Consider the following 21,848-nt stretch of genomic DNA (forward strand, 5'->3'; position numbering starts at 1 on the left):
CCCGGCGGCCACCGCAACGGTGGCCGCCGGGTCTGGCAGTCTTGGGCGGTTGGCGTGGGAAGAGGGGGCTTGCGTGTCGGACGCGGAGTTGACTGTCGCGGTGGCCGGACCGGTGGCGACGGTCGTGATCCACAACCCGGCTCGCCGGAACGCGATGACGGCGGCCATGTGGCGGCAACTCCCCGAACTGCTCGACCGGCTGGAACCCGACCCCGACGTGCGGGCCCTGGTGCTCACCGGCGCGGGCGACGCCTTCTGCGCCGGTGCCGACCTCGGTGATCTGGCCGAGCTGCTGGAGGCCGGCGACACCAGCATCGCGGTGGCCGCCGAGGAGCGGCTGGCAAGCTTCGCCAAGCCAACCATCGCGGCGATCCGAGGTGCCTGCGTCGGGGGCGGCGCGCAGCTCGCGGTCGCCTGTGACCTGCGGATCGCCTCGGACGACGCCCGGTTCGGCGTACCCCCGGCCCGGCTCGGCCTGGTCTACCCTGCGCCGACGACGCGCCGGCTGGCGCGACTGGTCGGCCCGTCCGCGGCGAAGCACCTGCTCTTCACCGCCGAGCTGATCGACGCCGAGCGCGCCCTACGGATCGGCCTGGTCGACGAGGTCCTGCCGGGCGACCGTCTCGCCGGGCGGGTGGACGACCTCACCGCCACGATCGCCCAGCGGTCAGCGCTGAGCGCCGCCGCCGCCAAGGAGATCGTCGACGACCGGGCCGGACCGGCGCGGATCGCCTGGTGGCACCGGAAGGTCGCGGACAGCGGCGAGGCCCGGGAGGGCGTGGCGGCCATGGCGGAGCGCCGTGCTCCCCGCTTCGCCTGGCAGGCGCCGAGCGAGCGCTGAGGCTGGTCGCCCACGCCCGTCGTCGCCGTCTGCGGCCGAGGCGTCGCTGAGGTGGATCCGCCGCGCTGGGCCCCGGTGCCGGCTCCGCCCGGTGCCGGCTCCGCCCGGTAGCGCCCGCCACCTGCCTTCGCTCCCTTTGCTCTGCTTCAGCGGAGGCAACAGCCACGGGTCGTGAGTGTCGCCTCCGTTGAAGCAGAGCAAAGGGCGTGCTCAGGTACTCGGGGGCCTCGCCTGCCGGGCCGGCCACGCCCCGGTCGGGTTCCACCCATTGCGAAACCTCGATCCCGCGTGGTGCCCGCCCCGGGTCGTACGGCAGGCTGTCCGTCGTGCAGCGTGATCAGTTGCTTGCGGGCCGCTACCGGCTCCTGGAGCGTCTCGGCAGCGGCGGCATGTCGGCGGTGTACCGGGCGTACGACGAGGTGCTCGAACGGGACGTGGCGGTGAAGGTGCTCGTCGCCTCGGACCCCAACGCCCGGCAGCGAATCCGGGCCGAGGCCAAGGCGGCGGCCCGGTTGTCGCACCCGCACGTGACGAACGTCTACGACTTCGGCGAGTCGCTTCTGGACGGTGCCCAGGTGCCGTTCGTGGTGCTGGAACTGCTCAACGGCGACACCCTCGAACGACGGCTGGCCGCCGGCCCGCTGCCGCCCCGCGCCGCGCTGCGGGTCTGTGCCGAGGTGGCATCCGCCATCGAGGCAGCGCACGCGCAGGGGCTGGTGCACCGGGACGTGAAGCCGAGCAACGTGATGCTCACCCCCACCGGCGCGAAGGTGCTCGACTTCGGTATCGCGGCGGCCGCCGGTGACTCCGAGATCGACTTCGACGGCCGGCTGCTCGGTACGCCCGCGTACCTCGCCCCGGAGCGACTGGCGGCCGGCGAGGTCCTGCCGGCCTCCGACGTGTACGCGCTCGGCCTGCTCCTGCACCGGACGCTCACCGGCCGACTGCCGTGGGCTGCCGAGACGCAGACCGGAATGCTCCGTGCCCACGTGCACGTCGATCCGGACCCGCTACCCGAGATCGACCGGGTGCCCGCAGAGGTCCACCGGCTCTACCACTGGTGTCTGGCTCGCAACCCCGACGACCGGCCCCCGGCCGCCGAAGTGGCCCGCATCCTGCTCACGGTCGTCTCCGGGCTGGCCGGCGAGACCGCCGCTGCCGGGTCGACCGCTGCCTCCGGTGCGACCGCTGCTTCCGGGCCGTCCGGCGGGGACAGGTCGGCCGCCACCGGCTCGCCCGCTGCCCCCTCGGCCGGAGCTGGTGAGGTTGGCGCTGGTGAGGCCGGGGCGGATGGGGCCGCGGGTGAGGACCCGGAGCGTAAGGCCGCAGCGGGTGAGGACCCGGAAGTTGGTGGCGGCGTGGCGGCCCCGACGGCTGACGGCGTGAACCGGGCTGCTTCCGGCGCTCCCCAGCGACGGTCCTGGCGTCGCCGACGGGTGGCGCTGGTGGTCGGCGGTGCGGTGATCGCCGCGGTAGCGGTGGCTGGTTCGCTCGGCGACTACGGCACGCGGCGGCACGACGGGACGAACCCGCGAACCGGGATCGGCACGGGCGGCACCACCACGGTGGGCCTGCCGGAGACCGTCGCGCAGCCCGAACCGTCCACTGTGCGTCCGCCCGCCGACCCGACCGCCCCTGCCACGTCGGCCGCTCCCCGACCTGGCCCCGGAGCGGGCCCGGGCCGGCCGTCGGCCCCGGGTCAGCCGCCGCCGACCCTCGCGCCGACGGTCGCGCCCACGGACGCGTCAACGCCCGCCGAATCCCCGGGGCTCATGGTGCGCGCCCAGGGCGGAACGGTCACCGTCCGCTGTGTCGGGGGTTCGGCCGAACTGCTCACGGTCAACCCCGCGTCGGGTTACCAGGTGACGCCGTACGACGCGGGGCCGGCGAAGCAGGTCAGGGTGGAGTTGACCTCACCCGAGCACACCAGCGAGATCCGCGTCCACTGCGCCGCCGGGCGGCCGAAGCCGAAGGTCAGTGAGCGCGCCACCTGACCTGGGGGCCGGCGGGTGCAGCGCCGGGGCGTACCCCCGGACGCGGCCCCCCGTTCCCGCCGGCCGGTCGATCACCGCCCGGCGAGCGCCGACCAGCCCGGGGTCACCGGCTCCCGGCGCAGCGGCATGCCCGCCTCGGCCGGGGTCCGGTCGCCCTTGCGCTGGTTGCAGCCGTAGCAGGCGGCGGTGGTGTTGCGCCACGTGTTCCGGCCACCTCGGGAACGCGGCAGGATGTGGTCGATGGTCGACGCCGGACCATCGCAGTACGCGCAGCAGCGCTCGTCGCGGCGCAGCACTCCGGCCCGGGACCAGGCCGGTCCGGAGTTGAACCGCCACCGGGTGACGACATAGCGGACCAGCCGCACCACCCGGGGCAGCGGGAAGACCCCGATCAGCCGATCCGGCTCCGCCTCGTGGATCTCGGCCACCCGTCGGCAGAGCATCCGTACGGCGTGTTGGACGGTGACCCGGTGCAGCGGGCCGAGGTCGGCGTTGACGACGAGGACGGCGTCCACCGGGACTCCTTTCGACAGTGGCGACGGACAGCAAAGAGCCGCCCGGTCCGGCGTTCGGACGGGCGGCTCGGCGCGTACGGGTACGCGTCAGTCGGGCCGGCCCGGCCGGGGACCTTCCACAAGGCGACCGCGGCCGCGCAGCAGCGACGACGGCACGGTGGTGACGTGCGACATCGTCATGATCTGCTCCCGCGGTGGTGGTTGACCTTGCGCGATCACGGTAGGTCCGCACGGGAGCGGGGGGCAACGTATTTCGATCGGCCGCCCGGCTCCTCGGGACGACGCTGCCGCCGGGTTTGGGGAGCGACCCCGGCCGCGCTGCGGGCGGTGGTCAACGGGCGGTCCAGCCGCAGTGCCATCCGGGCGGTGAGTTCGCTGTCCAGCAGCGGCCGGTTGATCTCGCTGGCGACCGCCAGCGCAGGTCCGGAGACCGAGCGCCAGATGGCGGCCAGCCCGGCACCCAGGCCGAGGAGGGCGACGGCGGCCCGCGTGGTCGGTGAGCCGGCCGCCGCGGCGGCACTGACCCCGACCAGCGCGAAGAGCACCACCAGCAACGGCACCAGCACCGGCCAGAAGATGCCCCGGGCGGCCTGGGCCACCAGCCGCCGGTCCCGGATGATCAGGTTTCGGGCGACCACCGCGTAGTCCTCCTCGTCGAGCAGGTCGCGCGGGTGCAGTCCGCCGGTAAGCACGCCGCGCCAGAGGTCGCCCTGGTTGCGCAGTTCGCGGCTCAGCTCGGCGGGCTCCGGTTCCGCCGGATCACCTCGACCCGCCCGTTCGACGGCGACCGCCCACGCGGCCAGCGAGCGGCGTACCACCGCGGCCGAGTACGGGGGAAGCACGCTGGCCAACTCGTCCAGCCACCGGCTGATCTGGATCTGCCGGCCGTCGAAGCGGCGCAGCAGTTGGGCGGCGTCGCCGGGGCGAACCGTGTCGGCCAGCGACCGGCCCAGCCGGTAGGCCAGCCCGACCCGGAGGTTGGTGGCCATCGCCCAGCGCAGCACGTCCACGTTGAGGTCGTCGAGGGCGAGCAGCAGCGGTTCGGTGTCGATCAGACCGGGCTGTTCCAGGTCGGGCAGCCGGTCCGGGTCGGGCATACGGTCCAGGTCGGGCAGGTGGGTGCGGGCGGCGGACGTGTCGGGCAACGAGCCGCTGTGCCGGGTGAGGGCCGAGATCTGGGCCAGCGCGACGTCAACGCCGTCCAGGTACATCCGCATCCGGCGCGGGAGCGACATCTCGGTCAGGTTGGAGAGCTTGGCCGGCGGGTGGACCGGGGTCGCCGGGGCGGGCTCGGCGTGCTGTCCCTGGTGGTAGGCGTCCGCCATCCACCAGCCCAGTCGCAGCGCGGTGACGACGCAGGCGCGCTCGTCACGGATCAGCGGGTACGCGTCGTCCCGCGCGGTCGCCTCGGCTCGTGCGTCCGCCGCGCCAGCGCGGTGCAGGGGTGACATCGCCGCTGCCCTCCCGCCCGGTCGATCGACGGATGATCAACCGAGCGTACGGCAGCGTACCGTCGCTTATGTGGCTTTTTGTCGGTTTGGGGTGCCTCGCCCCGCCAACAGGCCCCGCGGGCGGACCGAGCGCACCGGCTCGCCCGCGACACCCTGTTCGCGCAGGATGTGGTTCGCCGCGATGATCCCGGTCGACGCGGACCGTTCCATCAGGGCGGTCGGGAAGTCCGTCGCGATCCCGTCGCCGGCCAGATAGACACCGGGAGCCTCGGTGCGGACCCCGGGACGCCAGGCGTGGCTGCCCGGCGTGAACGCCGGCGCCTGCGCCTCCACCCGGGCACGCAGCTCCCGGACCCGCAGGTCAGCCGCCTCCGGCCAGAGTGCCACCAGCTCGCGGCGCATCCGCTCGGCCAACTCCTCGGCCGGCACACCGGGCTCGCAGGCGTACGCGTGCAGCTCGACGACCGAACCGCCGGTGCGGCGCGCCCAGCGCCGCGACTCGTTCTCCAGCCGGTGGTACAACGTCACCGAGTCCAGTGTGGGCTGCCGGGACACCCCGCTGAACACCGCCCGGTCGGCAGCGACGTCACCGTCGCACCAGTACCGGGCCACCGCGTACGGCGGGCCGGGCGTGCCGAAGCTGGGCATCCGCGCCGCCAGCCCCGGTGCCCGCGCGACCAGGTCGGGGGAGGCCGCCACCAGCGCGGCGAGCGCGGGCGGATCGACGGCCAGCACCACGTGGGCCGCCCGGTGGTCACTGCCGTCGGTGGTCGTCACCCGCCAGCCGTCGCCGTCGCGGTGCACCCCGGTCACTCCCGAGCGGGTGAGCACGCGACCGCCGTGCTTCTCCACATGCCCGGTCAGCGGCTGCCAGATCGCCGTCGCGTAATCCTCGTCGGGGCAGTCGAAGGCCAGCCCTTCCGGGTTGCCGAGCAGGTAGAAGTGGAACTGGGCGACCATCTCGGCGGCCGACATCTCCGCCTCGTGGTTGAAGAACGAGTGCGAGAAGACCTCGAACAGCATCGCCCGCGCCCGATCCGGCAGCCGCAGCGAGGCCAGCAACTCGTCGGCGGTCGTGTCGTCCAACTCCGCGTAGGTGCGCACCGGGTCGTAGGTGAGCAGCGGCAGCGCCGCGTCCCGGTCCATCGACCGCAGGTCGGCCAGGCGCAGGCTGGGACTGCGCAGCAGCAGCGCCAGCAGGTTCGCCGGGGGCGCGGGGGGCAGCCTGCCGAACTCCTCGGTCGGCCACTCGGCGCTCAGGATCGGATAGCCCGGGATCGGCTTGAGAAAGCCCAGGTCGGGCTCGACGCGGCGGAGGATGGACCGCCAGTTGTAGTACTGCCGAAAGAACGCGTGGAAGCCGTGCTCGTTCTGCTGTTCCCCGTCGGGCAGGGCCTCGGGCCAGGCGCCCAGCCGTCCGCCGACGGTCGGTGCCGCCTCCAGCACCGTCACGTCCACGCCGCGCTCGGCGAGCACCACCGCCGCCGACATGCCGGCGATCCCACCGCCGACCACGACCGCCGTGACCGGTTGCGGCACGCGGTCGGCGCCAGCACCGCCCGGGTCCACCAGGTGCTGGCGTACGCCGATGAGCCGACCCACCACACGCGACAGCGCCACGGGTACCTCCCTCGTCTGCCGCCAGTCTCCTACGGCAGGCAGCGCCGCGCCCGGTCGGACGCGGGCCAGACGTACTCCAGGTCGTCCGGTGTGTCGACGCCGAAGATCGGGCCGTAGTGCGTCGGGTCCTTGCGGAGCAGGGACGATCGGTGGCTCAGGTGCAGGTCGTCGCGGCCGAGCCAGGGCGGCAGGTCACCCGCCTGGGCCAGCTCGTCCTGCGTACGTACGACACCTGCCCCGCACGCGGCGGCGAGGTCGACGGTCAGCGTCGTGGCGCAGGTGTCGGCCCGGCCCGGCTCGGTCCAGACCGCGCACATGTCCAGCCCGTAGCGGGTCAACGCCTCCTCGTACCCGGCCCACATCTTCACCGCCGGGTGGTTGCGCCAGCCGTACCCCGGCCAGGTGAGCCCGCGCAGCACCTGGATGGCCTCCACCCGCTGCTTGCCCAGCCGCTTCTGGTCCAGCACGCGGGCGCTGGCCAGAAAGTCCGGATACGGGAGGAAGGTCTGCATGGCAGTGCTCTACCCACCGCCCGGGTCGCCATGCCTGCCCGGGGACGAACCGGGCGGGGTCGCCCGGGGTGTTCGTGCTGGTTACGATCCGGGCATGGCGGAGCCGTGGCGGGACCGGGCGCGACGGGCGGTCGAGTGGAACTGGCGGCTCCGCTCCGCCGGCGACCCGCGACCGCACTACGTGATCTGCGGCCGGGATGCCCTCGCCTACTACGTGGCCCGCGCGATGCTCGAATCCGACCTTCCCGTCGGCGGCGCACGGGTGACCGTCGTGGTGCCGGAGCGCTACCGCAGTACCGGTCCGGACGTGGCCGGCCTGCGCGGTGTCCGCGTGATCCGCTCGGAGCGCCTGGACGTGGCGACCTTCGAGGCGGCCGGGCTGGCCGGCGCGACCGGGTTGGCCCTGCTGCACCAGGACGACGTGGGCAACCTGCACGCCGCGCTCTGTGCCCAGGCCGTCGACCAGCGGGTCCGCCAGGTGCTGCGGATGTTCAACGGCACCCTCGCCGACGGCGTCCGCAAGCTGATCAAGGCACCCGTCGAGGTGCTCTCCGACGCCGAGATGGCGGCCCCGGCGTTCGTGGCCGCCGCACTCGGCGAGGTCGACCCCAGTTCCTTCCAACACCGGGACAAGACGTTGCGGGTGGCGCGCCGTGCCGACGTCCGGGCGCAGGACGTGGTGTGCGCGCTGGCCCGCCCCGACGGGCAGCAGGGGATGGAGCTGTTGCCTACCGAGCAGGCCGGCGCGGACCTGGTGCTCGCCGAGGCGACCGGTCAGCCGCCGGGCACCGAGGTTGCCGCGCGGCGGCTGGTCCGGGCCCGACGCCGACGACGTCCGGTCGCGGTGCTGCTGCGGGCCCTACGCGGCTTCGCCACCCGCAAGATCGGCATCGCGGTGATGGTGGTGCTCGCGGTGATCGCGGTGCTGGGCGCGCTGATCTCCCGCGCCGAGGACGTCTCGCCGTTGGAGGCGCTGTACCTGACGCTCGTCACCACGCTCAGCGGCGCCGACCCGGACACCGGCAAGGCCGCCGACGCCCAGATCATGCAGGTGGTGCTCAACCTGGCGGGGCTCGCACTGATCCCGCTGATCACCGCTGTGGTCGTGGACGGCATCGTCAACGCCCGGCTCGCCCTGCACACCGGTCTGCTGCAACCGGCTCGCGCCGGGCACGTCGTGGTGATCGGCCTCGGCAACGTCGGCACGCGGGTCATGGCCCAGCTGCGCGAGTACGACGTCGAGGTCGTGGCGATCGACAAGGACCCGGCGCCGCGCGGAGCGACCCTGGCCCGGCAGTTGGAGGTGCCCCTGGTCATTGGTGACGCCGCACTGCCCGAGACCCTGGCCGCCGCGTCGGTCGCGAACTGTCAGGCGCTGGTGGTGGCGTCCACCGACGACGTCGCCAACCTGGAGGCGGCGTTGGCGGCCCGTGACCTCCGCGACGACCTGCGGGTGGTGCTGCGGCTCTTCGACGGCGACTTCGCCGAGCGGGTGGAGGAGAGCTTCGCTCTCGGGGTGTCCCGCTCGGTCTCCTATCTGGCCGCGCCAGCCTTCATCGGCGCGCTCACCGAACGCGCGGTCATCACCACCATCCCGGTCGACCGGCACGCGCTTCCGGTCGCCGAGGTGCCGGTCGCCGCCGGTTCCGAGCTGGACGGTCGGCCGCTGGACACGGTGAACCGGGACGGGCAGGTCCGGCTGATCGCCCGGACTCCGACCGGCGGGGCAAAGACGATCTGGTGGAAGGACCTCGACCCGCGACAGGTGATCTTCGCGGGCGACCGGCTGACGGTTGTCGCCCGCCGACGCGGGTTGGACTGGCTGACCCGCCAGTGCGCCCCGCCCGCGGCGACCAGCCCGGTGCCGCGCGCGACGGACCTCTCAGCGATCCCGCTGCCGCAGGCCGTGCCACACGGCCCCGGCGGCGAGTACGCCGAAACCGGCGACGACGCTGCCCAGCGGCAGGTTGAGCGCGAGCAGCAGGCAGCCGACCAGCCCGAGCCCGGCGAGCACCTGCACCGGTAGCCGTCGCCCCCGGTCCCGCCCCAACGTGAGCGCCGCAGCGTTGGTGATCGCGTAGTAGACAAGCACCGTGCAGCTCGAAAAGCCGATCGCCTGCCGCACGTCGCCGAGCAGCACCACCGCGATCACCACGGCGGCGACGGCCAGCTCCGCGCGGTGCGGCACCCGGTGCACGGGGTGTACGGCGGCCAGCGCGCCGGGCAGGTCGCGTCGGCGGGCCATGGCGAGCGTGGTCCTGCCGACCCCGGCGACCAGGGAGAGCAGCACCCCGACGACGGCGACGGTCGCCCCGGCGCGGACCACCCAGGCCAGACCCGGCAATCCGGCGGCGGTCACCACGTCGACCAGGGGCGCTGCGGACGCGGCCAGCCGGTCGGCACCGAGCACGCCGAGCGTGATCACGGCCAGCGCCAGGTAGATCGCGAGCACCGCCCCGAGCGCCAGCGGCACCGCGCGCGGGATGGTCCGCTCCGGGTCGCGGACCTCCTCGCCGAGCGTGGCGATCCGCGCGTACCCGGCGAAGGCGAAGAACAGCAGCCCGGCGGCGGTGAGCACACCCCGCGCGGAGCCGCCGGGGTCGGCCAGCCGGTCCAGGTGCACCGGCCCGCCGACCAGACCGACGACCGCGACGAGGGCCAGCACGGCGAGTACCAGCGCGACCAGCGCCTTCGTGGCGGTGGCCGTCTTACCGATGCCGCGCAGGTTCACGGCGGTGACCGCGAGCACCGCGCCGACGGCGACCAGCCGGGCTTGCCCCGGCCACAGGTACGCCCCGATGGTCAGCGCCATCGCCGCGCAGCTCGCCGTCTTGCCGACCACGAATCCCCAACCGGCGACGAATCCCGCCAGCGGTCCGAGGCGTTCCCGGCCGTAGACGTAGGTGCCGCCGGACTCCGGGTAGCGAGCCGCCAGGCGCGCCGAGCTGGTCGCGTTGCAGAAGGCGACGAAGCCGGCGAGCAGCAGCGCGGGCAGCAGTCCCGCGCCGCCGGCCGCCGCCGCGGCGGGCGCGAAGACCACGAAGACGCCCGCGCCGAGCATCGAGCCCAACCCGATGACGACCGCATCGGGTACGCCCAGCCGCCGCGCCAGTCGATCCACGAGCCGAACCCTAGGTGTACGACGTGAACGGCCGGTCCCACTCGCGTAACCGACCGGGGAGCGGCAGATCGTCCCACGGCATCCGGTGCAGCAGCCGGTCCAGGAAGAGGCTGAGCAGCAGCGCCGCGACGCCGTCGGTGAGCCAGTGGAAGTTCAGGTATGTCGTGGTGACCAGCAGGATCGCCGGCGGTGCGAAACGGATCAGGCGGTACACGCTCGGGTGCAGTCGCCCGGCCGTCAGGGCGGTCAGCAGCACGGCGATCACCCCGTACCAGACGATCGCGTTGGCGACGTGCCCCGACGGATAGGAGAGGTCGTACTCGGTGGGCGGCAGGTCGTTGAAGATCCGGACCGAGTGAGCCGGCGGCAGATCCGAGCTGGGCGCGGCCCGATCGGTCAGGATCTTGAGCGGGCCGACCGTCAGGTACAGCAGCACGAACGCCGCCGCCAGCAGCAGCAGCGGCCGAACCGTGCGGGAGCGCCACGCGACCGCCAGCCCGAGCGCCCCGGCGATCGGCATCAGCAGCCAGCCGCCCTGCCCGAGGAAGTTCAACACCCGCGCCGTCCAGTAGATCGGCGCCGGGTGATGGGCGTAGGCCCATTCGCGGACCGCGAGGTCCAGCCCGAGCAGCGCCCCGTTCGCCAGCGCCAGGGTCACCGCCCCGAAACCGGCCAGCAGCAGGGCGTCGAACCACCAGCCGGCCGGGCGGACGGGCCGTAGCCGCAGGTCACGTCGTACACCCGTGGGTTTGAGCACGCGACCACGCTACCGGCCCGGCGCGAGGCCGGGGTCCGCGGCGCTGTGGGCCCAGCCACGATGTGAGGCGGATGCGGGGGCCGAGGCGTCATGCTTGTCCCCGTGCGGATCACGTCTGCCCTCGTCGACCCGGCGCTTCTCGACCTGCCCTGGTCGACACCGCTGGAGGAGTGGCCTGCCCAGCATCTGGTGGCCCTGCCGCAGGGCATCTCCCGGCACATCGTCCGGTTCGTCCGGTTGGGCGACTATGTGTACGCCTTCAAGGAGACCCGGGAGCGGATCGCCGAGCGGGAGTACGACCTGCTCCGGTCGCTGGAGCGGATCGACTTTCCCTCGGTCGAGGCGGTGGCGGTCGTCGCGGACCGGCAGACCGACGACGGGGAACCCCTCGAGTCGGTGCTGATCACGCGGCACCTCCAGTTCTCGCTGCCGTACCGGGCGCTCTTCTCGCACACCCTGCGGCCGGAGACGATGAGCCGGCTGCTCGACGCGCTCGCCGCCCTGATCGTGCGGATGCACCTGACCGGCTTCTTCTGGGGCGACTGCTCGCTGTCGAACACGCTGTTCCGCCGGGACGCGGGGGCCTTCGCCGCCTACCTGGTCGATGCCGAGACGGGGGCGCTGCACCAGTCGCTCTCCAACGGTCAGCGTGGCGAGGACCTGGAGATCGCCCGGGTGAACATCTTCGGGGAGGCGCTGGACCTGCAGGCCGCCGGCCTGCTGCACGAGTCCATCGACCCGGAGGCGGTCTGCGAGGAGGTCGTGCAGCGCTACGAGCGGCTGTGGCACGAGATCACCTATGAGCAGGCGATCGAGCGGGAGGCCCGGCACGACATCGAGGGCCGGATCCGTCGCCTCAACGACCTGGGTTTCGACGTGGCCGAGGTGGCCATGTCGAGTGCCGAGGACGGGCGTTACCTGGTCCGGCCGAAGGTCGTCGACGCCGGCTACCACACCCGGCGGCTGCTGCGGCTGACCGGCCTCGACGCCGAGGAGAACCAGGCCCGCAAGCTGCTCAACGACCTGGACGCCTACCGCGCGGAGAGCGACCTGACCGACGAGCAGCAGGCGGCGCACCGCTGGCTGACCGAGGTCTTCGAGCCGGTGGTCCGGGCCGTGCCCGCGCACCTGCGTCGCAAGTTGGAGCCGCAGGAGCTGTTCGCGCAGATCATCGAGCACAAGTGGCTGCTCTCCGAGCGGGCCGGCCGGGACGTCGGGATGGCGCCCGCTGTGCAGACGTACCTGGCGGACGTGCTGGTGCACCGCCCCGACGAACAGGCCATCCTCGGCGTCGACGCCCCCGCCCTGGGCTGAGCCGACTGCCGCTTCGTCACTCCACCCAGGAGCCTGCGCGCAGCACCCGCACGACGTTCAGCTCGTCGTCGAGCACGACGAGGTCGGAGCGGAGACCGACCTGGAGGGCACCGAGCCGGTCGCCCAGACCGATCGCGCGGGCCGGGGTGGTCGCCGCCATCCGGGCGGCGTCGGCCATCGGGATTCCGGCGTGCACCGCGTGCCGGAGCGCCGCGTCCATGGTCAGCGTGCTGCCGGCGATCGCGCCGTCGCGGGCGAGCCGGGCCACGCCGTCGGTCACCGTGACGGCCTGACCGCCCAACTCGTACTCACCGTCGGCCATTCCGGCGGCGGCCATGGCGTCGGTGATCAGCGCCGCCCGGTCGGGTCCGGCGGTCGTCGTGGTGAAGGTCAGCATGCCGTCGTGCAGGTGCACGCCGTCGGCGACCAGTTCGCAGACCACTGTGGACGCGTCGAGCAGGGCCACCACCGGGCCCGGCTCACGGTGGTGCACCGGGCGCATGCCGTTGAACAGGTGCGTACCCACGCTCGCCCCGGCGGCGATCGCGGCCCGGGTCTGCTCGTAGGTGGCGTCGGTGTGGCCCACGGCGGCCACCACGCGCTGCGCGGTGAGCAGCTTGATCGCCTCCAGCGCTCCGTCGCGCTCCGGGGCGAGGGTGACCATGCGGATCGCGCCGCGGCCCAGCTCGATCAGCTCGGCCAGCTCGTCGGTCGACGGGTCGCGCAGGTACTCGGGGTTCTGCGCGCCGCAGCGGTCGGCGGAGAGGTAGGGGCCCTCGAAGTGGATTCCCGCCAGCACCCCCTCGTCGACGAGCGGGGCGAACGCCTCGGTGGCCGAGCGCATCACCTCCAGGGGCGCGCTGACCAGGCTGGCCAACAGCGTGGTGGTGCCGTGTCCCAGGTGGAAGGCGGCCGCCGCGCGGGCCTGGTCGGCGTCCCCGGTGGTGAAGGTGTGCCCGCCGCCGCCGTGCGTGTGCATGTCGACGAAGCCCGGCAGGATCCAGTGCCCGTCGCGGACCGACGGATACTCGGCCACGGCGGTGATCCGTTCGCCGTCCCACTCGACGCACCCCTGCCGGATGACACCGTTCGGGGTCACCACTCGGCCGTTCACCCGTTCGGTCATCGTTCCTCCTGATGGTCAAGCACGGTCAGGGTGTCCAGCGCGAGGAGGGCAGCGCCCAGGCAGCCCGCCTCGTCGCCGAGGGCCGCCGCGACGAGACGCGGCTCCCGGTGGAAGGTCATCCGGTCGTGCAGGGCCGCCCGCAGGGGGACGAGCAGCAGGTCACCCGCCTGGGCGAGACCGCCGCCGAGCACGATCGTCGTCACGTCGAACAGCGCCTGCCCGGTGGCGAGGCCGTCGGCGAGTGCCTCGACGGCAGCTCGCCAGACCTGGGCGGCGAGTGGTTCGCCGGCCGCGGCGCGTTCCGCGACGGCGGCCGCCGTCGCCGGGGCGTCGGGGCTGCCGCCGGCCAGTTCGGTGTAGCGCCGGCCGATCGCGGACGCCGAGGCGACTGCCTCCAGGCAGCCGGGTCGCCCGCATCCGCAGCGTGGGCCGTCGGGTCGGACCATGATGTGGCCGATCTCGCCGGCCGCGCCGTGCGCGCCGACGGCTGCCATCCCGTCGACCACGTGCGCGGCGGCGATGCCGGTACCGATCGCCACGAAGAGCACGTGGTCGGCGCCGCGTCCGGCGCCGAGCCGGGCCTCGGCGAGACCACCGACGCGTACGTCGTGGCCGAGCGCGGTGGGCAGTCCGAGCCGCCGCACCGCCAGGTCCCGCAGCGGTACGTCCCGGAAGCCCACGTTCGCCGACCACACCGCGACCCCGCGTGCCTCGTCCACGACCCCGGGGACCGCGACGCCGATCGCGACCGGGGTGAGGCCGTCGGCGCGGGCCTTGGCGGCCAGTCCCTCGGCGACGTCGAGGATGGTGTCGACCACGGCGGCCGGGCCGCGCGCGGCGTCGGTGGGGTGTCGTTCGGTGCGTACGGCGACGCCGTCCGGCCGGACCAGGGCGCACTTCATGCCGGTGCCGCCGATGTCCAGCGCCACGACCACCCGGTCGCTCATGCGAGTACCACGGACCGGGACAGGTGTCGGGAAGCGTCGGCGGACAGCGAGGCGGCCTCCCGCCAGCAGTCGGGTTGGCTCGCGATCTCCGCGTCCACGTACGCCATCGGTAACTCCTCGCAGGGCCGACCTGTCTGCGCAATACGGCTCGTTAGGGCCATATTTCGCGCGTTATTCTGCGCGAACCGGGGTGGTCGTGGCAACCGGCCGGCCGATCGCGCAGACCGGCCTTTTGCGCCCGCCCAGTTTCGCGCACTAGTGTGCACGCAATCAATCACCGAGCGTGCAGTTGCTGGGAGGGTCGCCGAGGTGGACCGGTACGCCAGATGGAACGCCCTGCTGGAGATGCTGACCGACAACGGTCGGGTCAGCGTCGAGGCGGCCGCCGAGCGGCTGGACGTCTCCCAGGCCACCATCCGGCGCGACTTCGACCAGCTCGCCCAGCAGCAGATGATCACCAGAACCCGGGGTGGCGCGGTCGCCAACGGCGTGTCGTACGACCTGCCCCTGCGCTACAAGACGGCCAAGCACTCGGCCGAGAAGCAGCGGATCGGGGCCGCCGCCGCGGCGCTGGTCACGCCCGGCACCGTGGTCGGCCTGAACGGCGGCACCACCAGCACGGAGGTGGCCCGGGCGCTCGCCGTCCGGCCGGACCTGAACACCAGCGCCGAAGGTGCCCAGCTCACCGTCGTGACGAACGCGCTGAACATCGCCAACGAGCTGCTCGTACGGTCGCGGATGAAGGTCGTGGTGGCCGGCGGCGTGGTGCGCCCGAAGTCGTTCGAGCTGGTCGGCCCGCTGGGCGGCGCGTTGCTGCGTGAGGTCACCCTCGACGTCGCTCTGCTCGGCGTGGACGCGATCGACCCGCAGCTCGGCGCCGCCGCCCACCACGAGGGGGAGGCGGCCATGAACAACCTGATGGTGGCCCGTGCCAAGCGGGTCGTGATCATCGCGGACTCGTCCAAGTTGGGCGGTCACGCCTTCGCCCGGATCTGCCCGGTCGAGCGGGTCGAGACGCTGGTGACCGACTCCGGGGCCGCGCCCGAGGTGGTGGAGGCGTTCCGGGCCGCCGGCGTGCAGGTCGTCTGCGCCTGAACGGTCACGCTCCGTCGATGAAATGCATCGACCGGCGTGTCAATGCATACCGCGTATTGCGCACCGCTGCATACCGCGTATGGTGTCGGCTGTCACGCCCACCATCGGGGGAGGTGCAGCTTGCCAGCTGTCCTGGAGATCGAAGGTCTACGTAAGACGTACAAGAGTCGTCGACGCGGCACCCGCAACGCGCTCGACGGCTTCGACATGCGGGTCGACGCGGGGCAGGTGCATGGCTTCCTGGGTCCTAACGGGTCCGGTAAGACCACCACTCTGCGTACGCTTCTCGGCCTGATCCGACCCGACGGCGGACGGATGACGCTGCTCGGGCACGAGGTCCCCGACGCGCTGCCCACGGTCGCCGGTCAGGTCGGCGCGATCGTCGAGAGCCCGCAGTTCTTTCCGCACTTCACGGCACGGGACACGCTGTCCCTGCTGGCGGGTGCGGGCGAGGTGCCCGCCACACGGGTCGACGAGGTCCTGGAACTCGTCGGGCTGCGCGACCGGGCCGGCGAGCGGGTCAAGACGTACTCACTGGGCATGAAGCAGCGGCTCGCCGTCGCGTCCGCCCTCCTGAAGAACCCGAAGCTGCTCATCCTCGACGAGCCGGCCAACGGCCTCGACCCGGGCGGCATCCGGGAGATGCGCACCCTGATGCGCACCCTCGCCGAATCCGGGATGACCGTGGTGCTGTCCAGCCACATCCTCGGCGAGATCCAGCTCATCTGCGACTCGGTCACCATCATCTCGCTCGGCCGGCGGGTCGCCTTCGGCCCGGTCGACGAGGTGCTCGCCCAGCACTCGTCCGGCGCGGTCCGGGTCCGCCTGGAGGCGGTCAGCGACCTGCCGACGGCCACCGAGGCCCTCACCCGGGCGGGTGTCCGGGTCACCGGGCATCCGGACCACCTGATGCTGACCGGCGTCGACAAGCCGGCCACGATCACCCGGCTGCTCGCCGAGCAGCACCTGTACGTCAGTGAGCTGGCTCCGATCGCGGTCGATCTGGAGAGTGTCTTCCTCGAACTGACCGCCACCGCGCCGGTCCCCGGCCAGCACCGGCAGGTCGACGAGTCCACGAGGGTCGGTGGGACGGGTCAGCCCGGCGCCACCGGGGGAGGGTGGGGCGCGTGAGCCTCTATCGGACGGAGCTGCGCCGACTGACCAAGCGGCGCTTCACCCGCTACATGACGCTGCTCGGCCTGCTGGTGCTGGCCGCTGTGGTGGTCGGCGTCTTCTTCACCAACCAGAAGATCGACGCCAGTCAGATCGCCAAGGCCGAGCGGCAGGCCGACCAGCAGTACCAGGAGCAGGTCCGCTGGAGTGAGCAGGAGCGGGGCAACTGCGAGCAGGCCAAGAAGGCCGGCACGTCGAACGACGGTCGTTACCCCGAGGACTGTTCGGTGATCACGCCTCCGTCGCGGGACCAGATCGAGGCGGAGTGGTTCCTGCCGTCGACGTTCAACTTCCGCAAGACGTTCGACGAGACACTGGTCCCGTTCGCGGCGATCCTCGCCCTGGTCGGGTTCGTGGTCGGCGCGTCCTTCGTCGGGGCCGAGTGGAGCACCGGCGGCATGATGAACCTGCTGCTCTGGCGGCCGAAGCGGCTCACCGTACTACTCACCAAGCTGGCCGCGCTGCTCACCGGCATCCTGGCGGTGACGCTGCCGGCGGCGGTGTTGTGGTTCGCCGGATTCTGGGCGGTCGCCAGCTTCCGCGGCAGCACCGAGAAGATGACCTCGGGCGCCTGGCAGTCGTTCGCGCTGACCGGGTTGCGGGGCGTGGCGCTGGTGCTGGTGATCACCACCATCGGCTTCGCGCTGGCCTCGTTGGGCCGGCACACCGCGATGGCCCTCGGCGGTGTCGTGGCGCTGATGGTGGTCGGCCAGTTCGGCCTCGGCATCCTGCTGGCGATGGCGAACGTCAAGTTCGCCGAGGCGTGGCTGCTGCCCACGTACGCGCTGGCCTGGATGACGAAGACGGTCAAGCTGCAGAACTGGGAGTCCTGCAACGCGACCTACTACGGCGAGTGCAAGCCGGAGACGATGGACATCACCTGGCAGCAGTCGTCCGTGCTGTTCTCGATCGGGCTCGTGGTGATCCTCGGCGCGGCGCTCTGGGCGATGCGTCGCCGCGACATCTCCTGACCGTTCGGCAGCGGCGGAGGCCTCCGAATGCCCCGGGGGCTTCCGCCGCTCTTACTGGCTTGCACTGGCGCTTCGTGCTACCAGCTGAGCTTGCACATGCTGAGCCGCACCGCGTAGGGCTGTCACCACCGCCTCAACCGCAGTGGATTGGGCCCTCCTGACACTCATGGAGATGTAGATCCGTCGACGCGGCCAGTTCATCAGCGGCACGGCTTTCAGCCGGGGGTCGAGGTGGGTGGCAATCGCCAGCTCATTCATCAGAGTGATGCCGACACCGACGGCCACCAGGTTTTGGATGGCGACGATGTCAGAGGCGGTGACAGCGATGCGTGGCTCGAATCCGGCTGCCTCGCAAGCCGCGGTGAAGCGGTCGCGCACACTCTCCATCACCCATGATTCCTGCGACAGGTCCGCGAAGTCGATCTCTGGTTGATCGGCTAGCGGATGACCGCGGGGCAGGAGAACACATCTCCGATCGCTCATCAAGGAAATCCGGCGCAGCTTTCGTTCATCGGGGCTGGCGGCCTCATTCGTCCAGTCGCACATGACCGCGAGGTCGACCTCGTTGCGGACGACAAGCGGGGTGGCCTCTGCCGGCTCCAACTGCTGGACGACGACCTTCGTCGGTGTGCCCTGCCCGGCGAGCAGGTCCAGCATGACGGGCACAAGCGTGGAGCAGCTGCTCTGGAAGGCAGCGAGGCGGATCACCGTCCCGGTGTCGGCATTGAGCGCGGCGATATCAGCCTCGGCCGCGGAGAGCGCCGCGAGGACGACGTCTGCATGGCCGGCCAGCCGCCGACCTGCTTCGGTCAGGCGAATAGTGCGGTCGGCGTGCACCACCAGGGGCGTCCCGGCGGCTCGCTCGAGCTGACGCATCTGGTAACTCACCGCAGGCTGCGTGTAGCCCAGGGCGCTGGCGGCAGCCGTGTACGAGCCGGTGCGTGCCACCTGGGTCAGGGTGAGCAGCTGGCGTGCGTCAAACATGAGGGAAGCATATAAACCTACCTGATCGGTGGGTTAAATCTTTCTATTGGACGGTCGCTCCCGAAGCCGCCACGCTTGCCCGTGGGGGCGCTCGTGCCCCCACCCCGTCGAGCACATCACACCGGCGGCCAGGTTCCAGGTGGTCGCCGGCTTCGGAAGGTTGGCAATGGCACTCCTTCACACCCCTTCGACAGGGGCGTTGGCCAGAACAGGAATCAGGTTCACCGGCACAGTGGCGGCTCTGCTGCTGGCTGCGACCATCGCCGGCTGCGGTGGACAGAGCACCGCACTCCCGGGCGGGCAGAGTGGCACCTCCGTAGGAGGCGACAGCATCGAGAAGGTGCTTGCCGAGGCCCCGATCGCGGCACCCAACCTCATCTCCACCGGCACCACCATGGCCACAATCAAGGAGAAGGGGGTACTGACGGTCGGAGGCACCGAGACCGCGGCGCTCTTCTCGTTACGCGATCCGTTGACCGGCAAGCTCACCGGCTTCGATGCGACTCTGTCGCAACTGCTGGCGAAGTACATCACCGGTAAGCCGGAGACGAAGCTGGTCCAGGTCACGGCGCAGACCAGGGAACTGCTGCTGCAGAACCGAACCGTCGACACCGTCTTCGCCACGTACACGATCACTCCGGCCCGAGCCGAGAAGATCTCGTTCGCGGGACCGTACTACAGCTCGGGTACCTCCATCCTCGTGAAGAAAAATCGAACTGACATCAAGCAGGTGACGGATCTCGCCGGCAAGTCGGTGGCGACCCAGGCCAACTCAACCGCTGCGGCGACCTTGGCCAAGCAGGTTCCGGACGCGAAGGTGTTGCTCCTCGGCAGCAACGACGAGTGCGTGCAGGCCGTTCGGCAGGGACGCGCCGAGGCGTACGTGATCGATCAGGCGATCCTGGTTGGCGACGTGGCTCGCAATCCGGAACTCAAGGTGGTCGGCAATCCCTTCACCACGGAGCCGTACGGCATCGGCCTACCGCCCGGCGATGCCCAGTTCAAGACTTTCGTCAATGAGTGGCTGCGGTCGATCGTCGCATCCGGGCTCTGGGAGCGAACCTGGAAGTTGACGGTGGGAACCGCGGTCGAGGACGCAGCGCCGACGCCGCCGCAGCCGGGATCCGTGGCCGGAAGTTAGTCTGTCGATGGACGTCGTTGGCCACCTTGGCCCGCTGTGGGATGGTCTCCTGGTCACTCTCCAGTTGACCATCCTGTCCTTCGTCGGAGCGCTGCTCTTGGGCATTGTGCTGGCCGTCATGCGAATCTCCCCCATTCTGCCGTTACGGGTGCTGGCTGGCGTCTACGTGGAGGTGGTCCGCAATATTCCGCTACTCGTCCTACTGGTGATCTTCGTCTTCGGGTTGCCAGAGATCGGCGTCATGTACTCGCTCTTTCTCACCGTGGTGACCGCCATGGCCCTCTACGGGGCGGCTTTTGTGTCCGAGACGGTGCGTACGGGCGTGGCTACCGTGTCAGTCAATGAAGCCGAAGCAGCGCGTGCGCTCGGGATGACGACAACCCAGACGATATGGCACATCATTCTGCCGCGCGCTCTGCGGGCGATGATTCAGCCGCTCGGAAACGTCTTCATATCGATCTCCCTCAGTAGCTCGCTGGCGGCAGCCGTGGGTGTGAGTGAACTGACCGGGAAAACTGACATGATAAATCTGGAATACGCGGACGCCGGCGTGACGCTTCTGATCAGTGGTGCGCTCTACGTCGGGATCACCTTGAGCGGGGGCCTCTTCTTCGGTTGGATGGAGCGACGGTTGGCAGTCGGCCAATGAGAACCGAAGTTCATCGCCTGTTCGATCCACCCGGTCCGCGGGCGATACGCCGTAACCGCGTCATCGCCGTCGCCGTCGCCCTGGTGCTGCCGGCACTTGCGCTGCTGGTGGTTTCGCGGTTCGCTGCCGCGGGTCAACTCGAGCCGGGAAAATGGTCAACTTTCGGACAGTGGCCGGTTGTTCGATATCTTCTTGATGGCGTTGGAAAGACGCTCCTCGCGACCGCGGTCGCTACCGCCATGACCGTGCCCATCGGTCTGTTGGTCGCGCTCGCCAGGTTGGCGCGCAATCCGGTGACCCGACTACTCGCTGCTGCTTACGTCGAGCTGTTTCGCGCGGTGCCGGTCCTTTTGCTGCTGTTCGCCTGCATGATTGCGCTGCCTCGCTTCGGCGTGCGGATGCCGATATTCTGGCAACTCGTCGTTCCGGTTACGCTGTCCAATATCGCGGTGATCGCCGAGATATTCCGGGCCGGCATCGCCGCGCTGCCCCGGGGTCAGACCGAGGCGTCCTACGCCATCGGTATGACCTACTGGCAATCCATGCGCCTCGTGCTCATTCCGCAAGCTGTCCGACGGCTCCGGCCCGCACTCGTGACTCAACTCGTGCGGCTTCTGAAGGAAAGCACGCTCGGGTTCGTGGTCAGTTACACCGAGTTGCTATACGCGGGCAAAGTGCTTGGCGAATACACGCACGCGCTGATCCAGACCTACCTGGTCGTAGCGGTCTTCTATATCGCTATCAACTCTCTGCTCTCGTGGTTCGCGCGAGCGCTCGAACGTAGGCCAGCTCTGAAATCTCACTAGAAGAGCCGGCAAGCTTACTGGAAACCGTGCATCGCCGAAAGGGCTAATCGCCAGCATGTGCCGCCTCCTTGGCGTCGTCTCGTCGTCCCCAGACACCATCGTGCACCTTCTCGAAGAAGACCTGCCCAGCTTCACCGCCCTCTCCGAGGAACACGCGGACGGTTGGGGTGTGGCCTATCGGACCGTCGACGGGCTCGGTACGAGGCGTTCGGTGGAGCCTGCGTATCAGAGTTCGGCATATCACCAAACAGTCGGTGCCATCCGAACCGATCTCGCTCTGCTGCATCTCCGACTCGCCAATCCGGGTTCGCGGTTGACCGAGTCGAACACGCACCCGTTCGTGCTCGGAGCCACCGCTTTCGCGCACAACGGTCACTTCAGCCCGCCGGACGCGCTGGACGGCCTCATCGACCCGGATCTGCTGGCCCTGGCGGCTGGTGATACGGACAGCGAACGCTACTTCCTCCTCGTCCTGCAGGAGCTTCGAGGCGGCGAGGACCCGGTGTCCGCACTGCAAAAGGCGTCCCGAGCGGTTCGCGAACGTACGACGTTCAGCGGGTTGAACTGTCTCCTGCTGACACCTGACACGCTGTACGCCCACAGCGACAACGACCCGGAGTCGGAGGTCAGTCGCCGTAGAGGACCAGACTTCTTCCGGCTCAGCTACCGCAACACTCCCAATCGTGTCGTGGTGGCATCCAGCGGTTGGAGGCAGCCTCAGGCGCAGTGGACCGGTCTCGGTAGCGGTACCGTGCTGCAGATCGACCGCACCGGCCTGCGGGTGCGGGTGCACGAGCCCGGCGCCATCCCAAACCGCGTGCCGTGAGTCAA

Annotated in this window: 19 protein-coding genes and 1 pseudogene; 11 read left to right on the forward strand and 9 right to left on the reverse strand. The window is 71.0% G+C overall.

All coding sequences use genetic code 11. The features are described from left to right. Nucleotides 1-73: 73 nt before the first annotated feature. Nucleotides 74-841 carry an enoyl-CoA hydratase/isomerase family protein gene (locus tag ABZU91_RS20145; RefSeq protein ID WP_355242697.1) on the forward strand — a complete coding sequence of 256 codons (768 nt, stop codon included), beginning with the start codon at nt 74-76 and terminating at the stop codon, nt 839-841. A 326-nt stretch (nt 842-1,167) separates the two neighbouring features. After that, on the forward strand, nt 1,168-2,835 hold the full coding sequence (locus tag ABZU91_RS20150) for a serine/threonine-protein kinase (RefSeq protein WP_355242366.1): 1,668 nt from the start codon (nt 1,168-1,170) through the stop codon (nt 2,833-2,835). A gap of 71 nt (nt 2,836-2,906) precedes the next feature. Here ABZU91_RS20150 and ABZU91_RS20155 read toward each other — a convergent pair whose 3' ends face one another. The 4 genes from ABZU91_RS20155 to ABZU91_RS20170 all read right to left on the reverse strand — a co-directional run bounded on the left by ABZU91_RS20155 (nt 2,907) and on the right by ABZU91_RS20170 (nt 6,933). Continuing rightward, nucleotides 2,907-3,350, reverse strand: coding sequence for an HNH endonuclease (locus ABZU91_RS20155; protein WP_355242369.1), 444 nt, complete (start codon nt 3,348-3,350; stop codon nt 2,907-2,909). Between the two features lie 215 nt (nt 3,351-3,565). Beyond that, nucleotides 3,566-4,801: a hypothetical protein gene (locus ABZU91_RS20160; protein WP_355242372.1), complete on the reverse strand. Its 1,236-nt coding sequence runs from the start codon at nt 4,799-4,801 to the stop codon at nt 3,566-3,568. Nucleotides 4,802-4,867: 66 nt separating this feature from the next. Continuing rightward, a complete protein-coding gene (locus ABZU91_RS20165) occupies nt 4,868-6,421 on the reverse strand; it encodes an FAD-dependent oxidoreductase (RefSeq protein ID WP_355242375.1) in 1,554 nt (517 codons plus the stop codon). A 29-nt stretch (nt 6,422-6,450) separates the two neighbouring features. Continuing rightward, on the reverse strand, nt 6,451-6,933 hold the full coding sequence (locus ABZU91_RS20170; RefSeq protein ID WP_355242378.1) for an MSMEG_6728 family protein: 483 nt from the start codon (nt 6,931-6,933) through the stop codon (nt 6,451-6,453). Nucleotides 6,934-7,027: 94 nt separating this feature from the next. Here ABZU91_RS20170 and ABZU91_RS20175 point away from each other — a divergent pair. Continuing rightward, nucleotides 7,028-8,767 (forward strand): annotated as a pseudogene (locus ABZU91_RS20175) (NAD-binding protein); the annotation flags it as partial. A 48-nt stretch (nt 8,768-8,815) separates the two neighbouring features. Here ABZU91_RS20175 and ABZU91_RS20180 read toward each other — a convergent pair. Further along, nucleotides 8,816-10,054 (reverse strand): APC family permease, encoded by a 1,239-nt coding sequence (locus ABZU91_RS20180; RefSeq protein ID WP_355242382.1) that lies wholly within the window; start codon nt 10,052-10,054, stop codon nt 8,816-8,818. 10 nt (nt 10,055-10,064) lie between these two features. After that, a complete protein-coding gene (locus ABZU91_RS20185) occupies nt 10,065-10,811 on the reverse strand; it encodes a phosphatase PAP2 family protein (protein WP_355242385.1) in 747 nt (248 codons plus the stop codon). A 90-nt stretch (nt 10,812-10,901) separates the two neighbouring features. Between ABZU91_RS20185 and ABZU91_RS20190 the strand changes: the two genes are divergently transcribed. After that, the gene (locus tag ABZU91_RS20190) at nt 10,902-12,125 is read left to right on the forward strand and encodes a DUF4032 domain-containing protein (protein WP_355242388.1); all 1,224 of its coding nucleotides are present in this window, start codon (nt 10,902-10,904) and stop codon (nt 12,123-12,125) included. Between the two features lie 16 nt (nt 12,126-12,141). On the opposite strand, the gene nagA is transcribed toward ABZU91_RS20190, so the two are convergent. Together nagA and ABZU91_RS20200 are read right to left on the reverse strand one after the other, a co-directional pair. Further along, nucleotides 12,142-13,251, reverse strand: a complete 1,110-nt coding sequence (nagA, locus tag ABZU91_RS20195) for an N-acetylglucosamine-6-phosphate deacetylase (RefSeq protein ID WP_355242390.1) — start codon at nt 13,249-13,251, stop codon at nt 12,142-12,144. Continuing rightward, nucleotides 13,248-14,198, reverse strand: coding sequence for an ROK family protein (locus ABZU91_RS20200; RefSeq protein ID WP_355242393.1), 951 nt, complete (start codon nt 14,196-14,198; stop codon nt 13,248-13,250). The genes nagA and ABZU91_RS20200 overlap by 4 nt, the downstream gene beginning before the upstream one ends. A gap of 309 nt (nt 14,199-14,507) precedes the next feature. Here ABZU91_RS20200 and ABZU91_RS20205 point away from each other — a divergent pair, with 309 nt between their 5' ends. The 3 genes from ABZU91_RS20205 (at nt 14,508) to ABZU91_RS20215 (ending at nt 17,437) form a co-directional block, all read left to right on the forward strand. Next, nucleotides 14,508-15,293, forward strand: coding sequence for a DeoR/GlpR family DNA-binding transcription regulator (locus ABZU91_RS20205; protein WP_088987368.1), 786 nt, complete (start codon nt 14,508-14,510; stop codon nt 15,291-15,293). Nucleotides 15,294-15,413: 120 nt separating this feature from the next. Next, nucleotides 15,414-16,424 carry an ATP-binding cassette domain-containing protein gene (locus ABZU91_RS20210; RefSeq protein WP_355242396.1) on the forward strand — a complete coding sequence of 337 codons (1,011 nt, stop codon included), beginning with the start codon at nt 15,414-15,416 and terminating at the stop codon, nt 16,422-16,424. Beyond that, nucleotides 16,421-17,437 carry an ABC transporter permease subunit gene (locus ABZU91_RS20215; RefSeq protein WP_355242399.1) on the forward strand — a complete coding sequence of 339 codons (1,017 nt, stop codon included), beginning with the start codon at nt 16,421-16,423 and terminating at the stop codon, nt 17,435-17,437. Before ABZU91_RS20210 ends, ABZU91_RS20215 begins: the two co-directional genes overlap by 4 nt. A gap of 51 nt (nt 17,438-17,488) precedes the next feature. Here the strand turns inward: ABZU91_RS20215 and ABZU91_RS20220 are convergent, their stop codons facing one another. Then, nucleotides 17,489-18,421, reverse strand: a complete 933-nt coding sequence (locus tag ABZU91_RS20220; RefSeq protein WP_355242402.1) for a LysR family transcriptional regulator — start codon at nt 18,419-18,421, stop codon at nt 17,489-17,491. Between the two features lie 232 nt (nt 18,422-18,653). On the opposite strand from ABZU91_RS20220, the gene ABZU91_RS20225 reads away from it, so the two are divergent. The 4 genes from ABZU91_RS20225 to ABZU91_RS20240 are packed head-to-tail and all read left to right on the forward strand — an operon-like array spanning nt 18,654 to nt 21,843. Further along, the gene (locus ABZU91_RS20225) at nt 18,654-19,562 is read left to right on the forward strand and encodes a glutamate ABC transporter substrate-binding protein (protein WP_355242405.1); all 909 of its coding nucleotides are present in this window, start codon (nt 18,654-18,656) and stop codon (nt 19,560-19,562) included. A 7-nt stretch (nt 19,563-19,569) separates the two neighbouring features. Further along, on the forward strand, nt 19,570-20,211 hold the full coding sequence (locus ABZU91_RS20230) for an amino acid ABC transporter permease (protein ID WP_355242408.1): 642 nt from the start codon (nt 19,570-19,572) through the stop codon (nt 20,209-20,211). Next, nucleotides 20,208-21,017, forward strand: a complete 810-nt coding sequence (locus ABZU91_RS20235; RefSeq protein ID WP_355242411.1) for an amino acid ABC transporter permease — start codon at nt 20,208-20,210, stop codon at nt 21,015-21,017. Before ABZU91_RS20230 ends, ABZU91_RS20235 begins: the two co-directional genes overlap by 4 nt. Nucleotides 21,018-21,072: 55 nt before the next feature. After that, nucleotides 21,073-21,843, forward strand: a complete 771-nt coding sequence (locus ABZU91_RS20240; protein ID WP_355242414.1) for a class II glutamine amidotransferase — start codon at nt 21,073-21,075, stop codon at nt 21,841-21,843. The last annotated feature ends 5 nt before the right edge of the window (nt 21,844-21,848 follow it).

It is taken from the genome of Micromonospora sp. NPDC005174, assembly GCF_040608495.1.
Lineage (GTDB): Bacteria > Actinomycetota > Actinomycetes > Mycobacteriales > Micromonosporaceae > Micromonospora.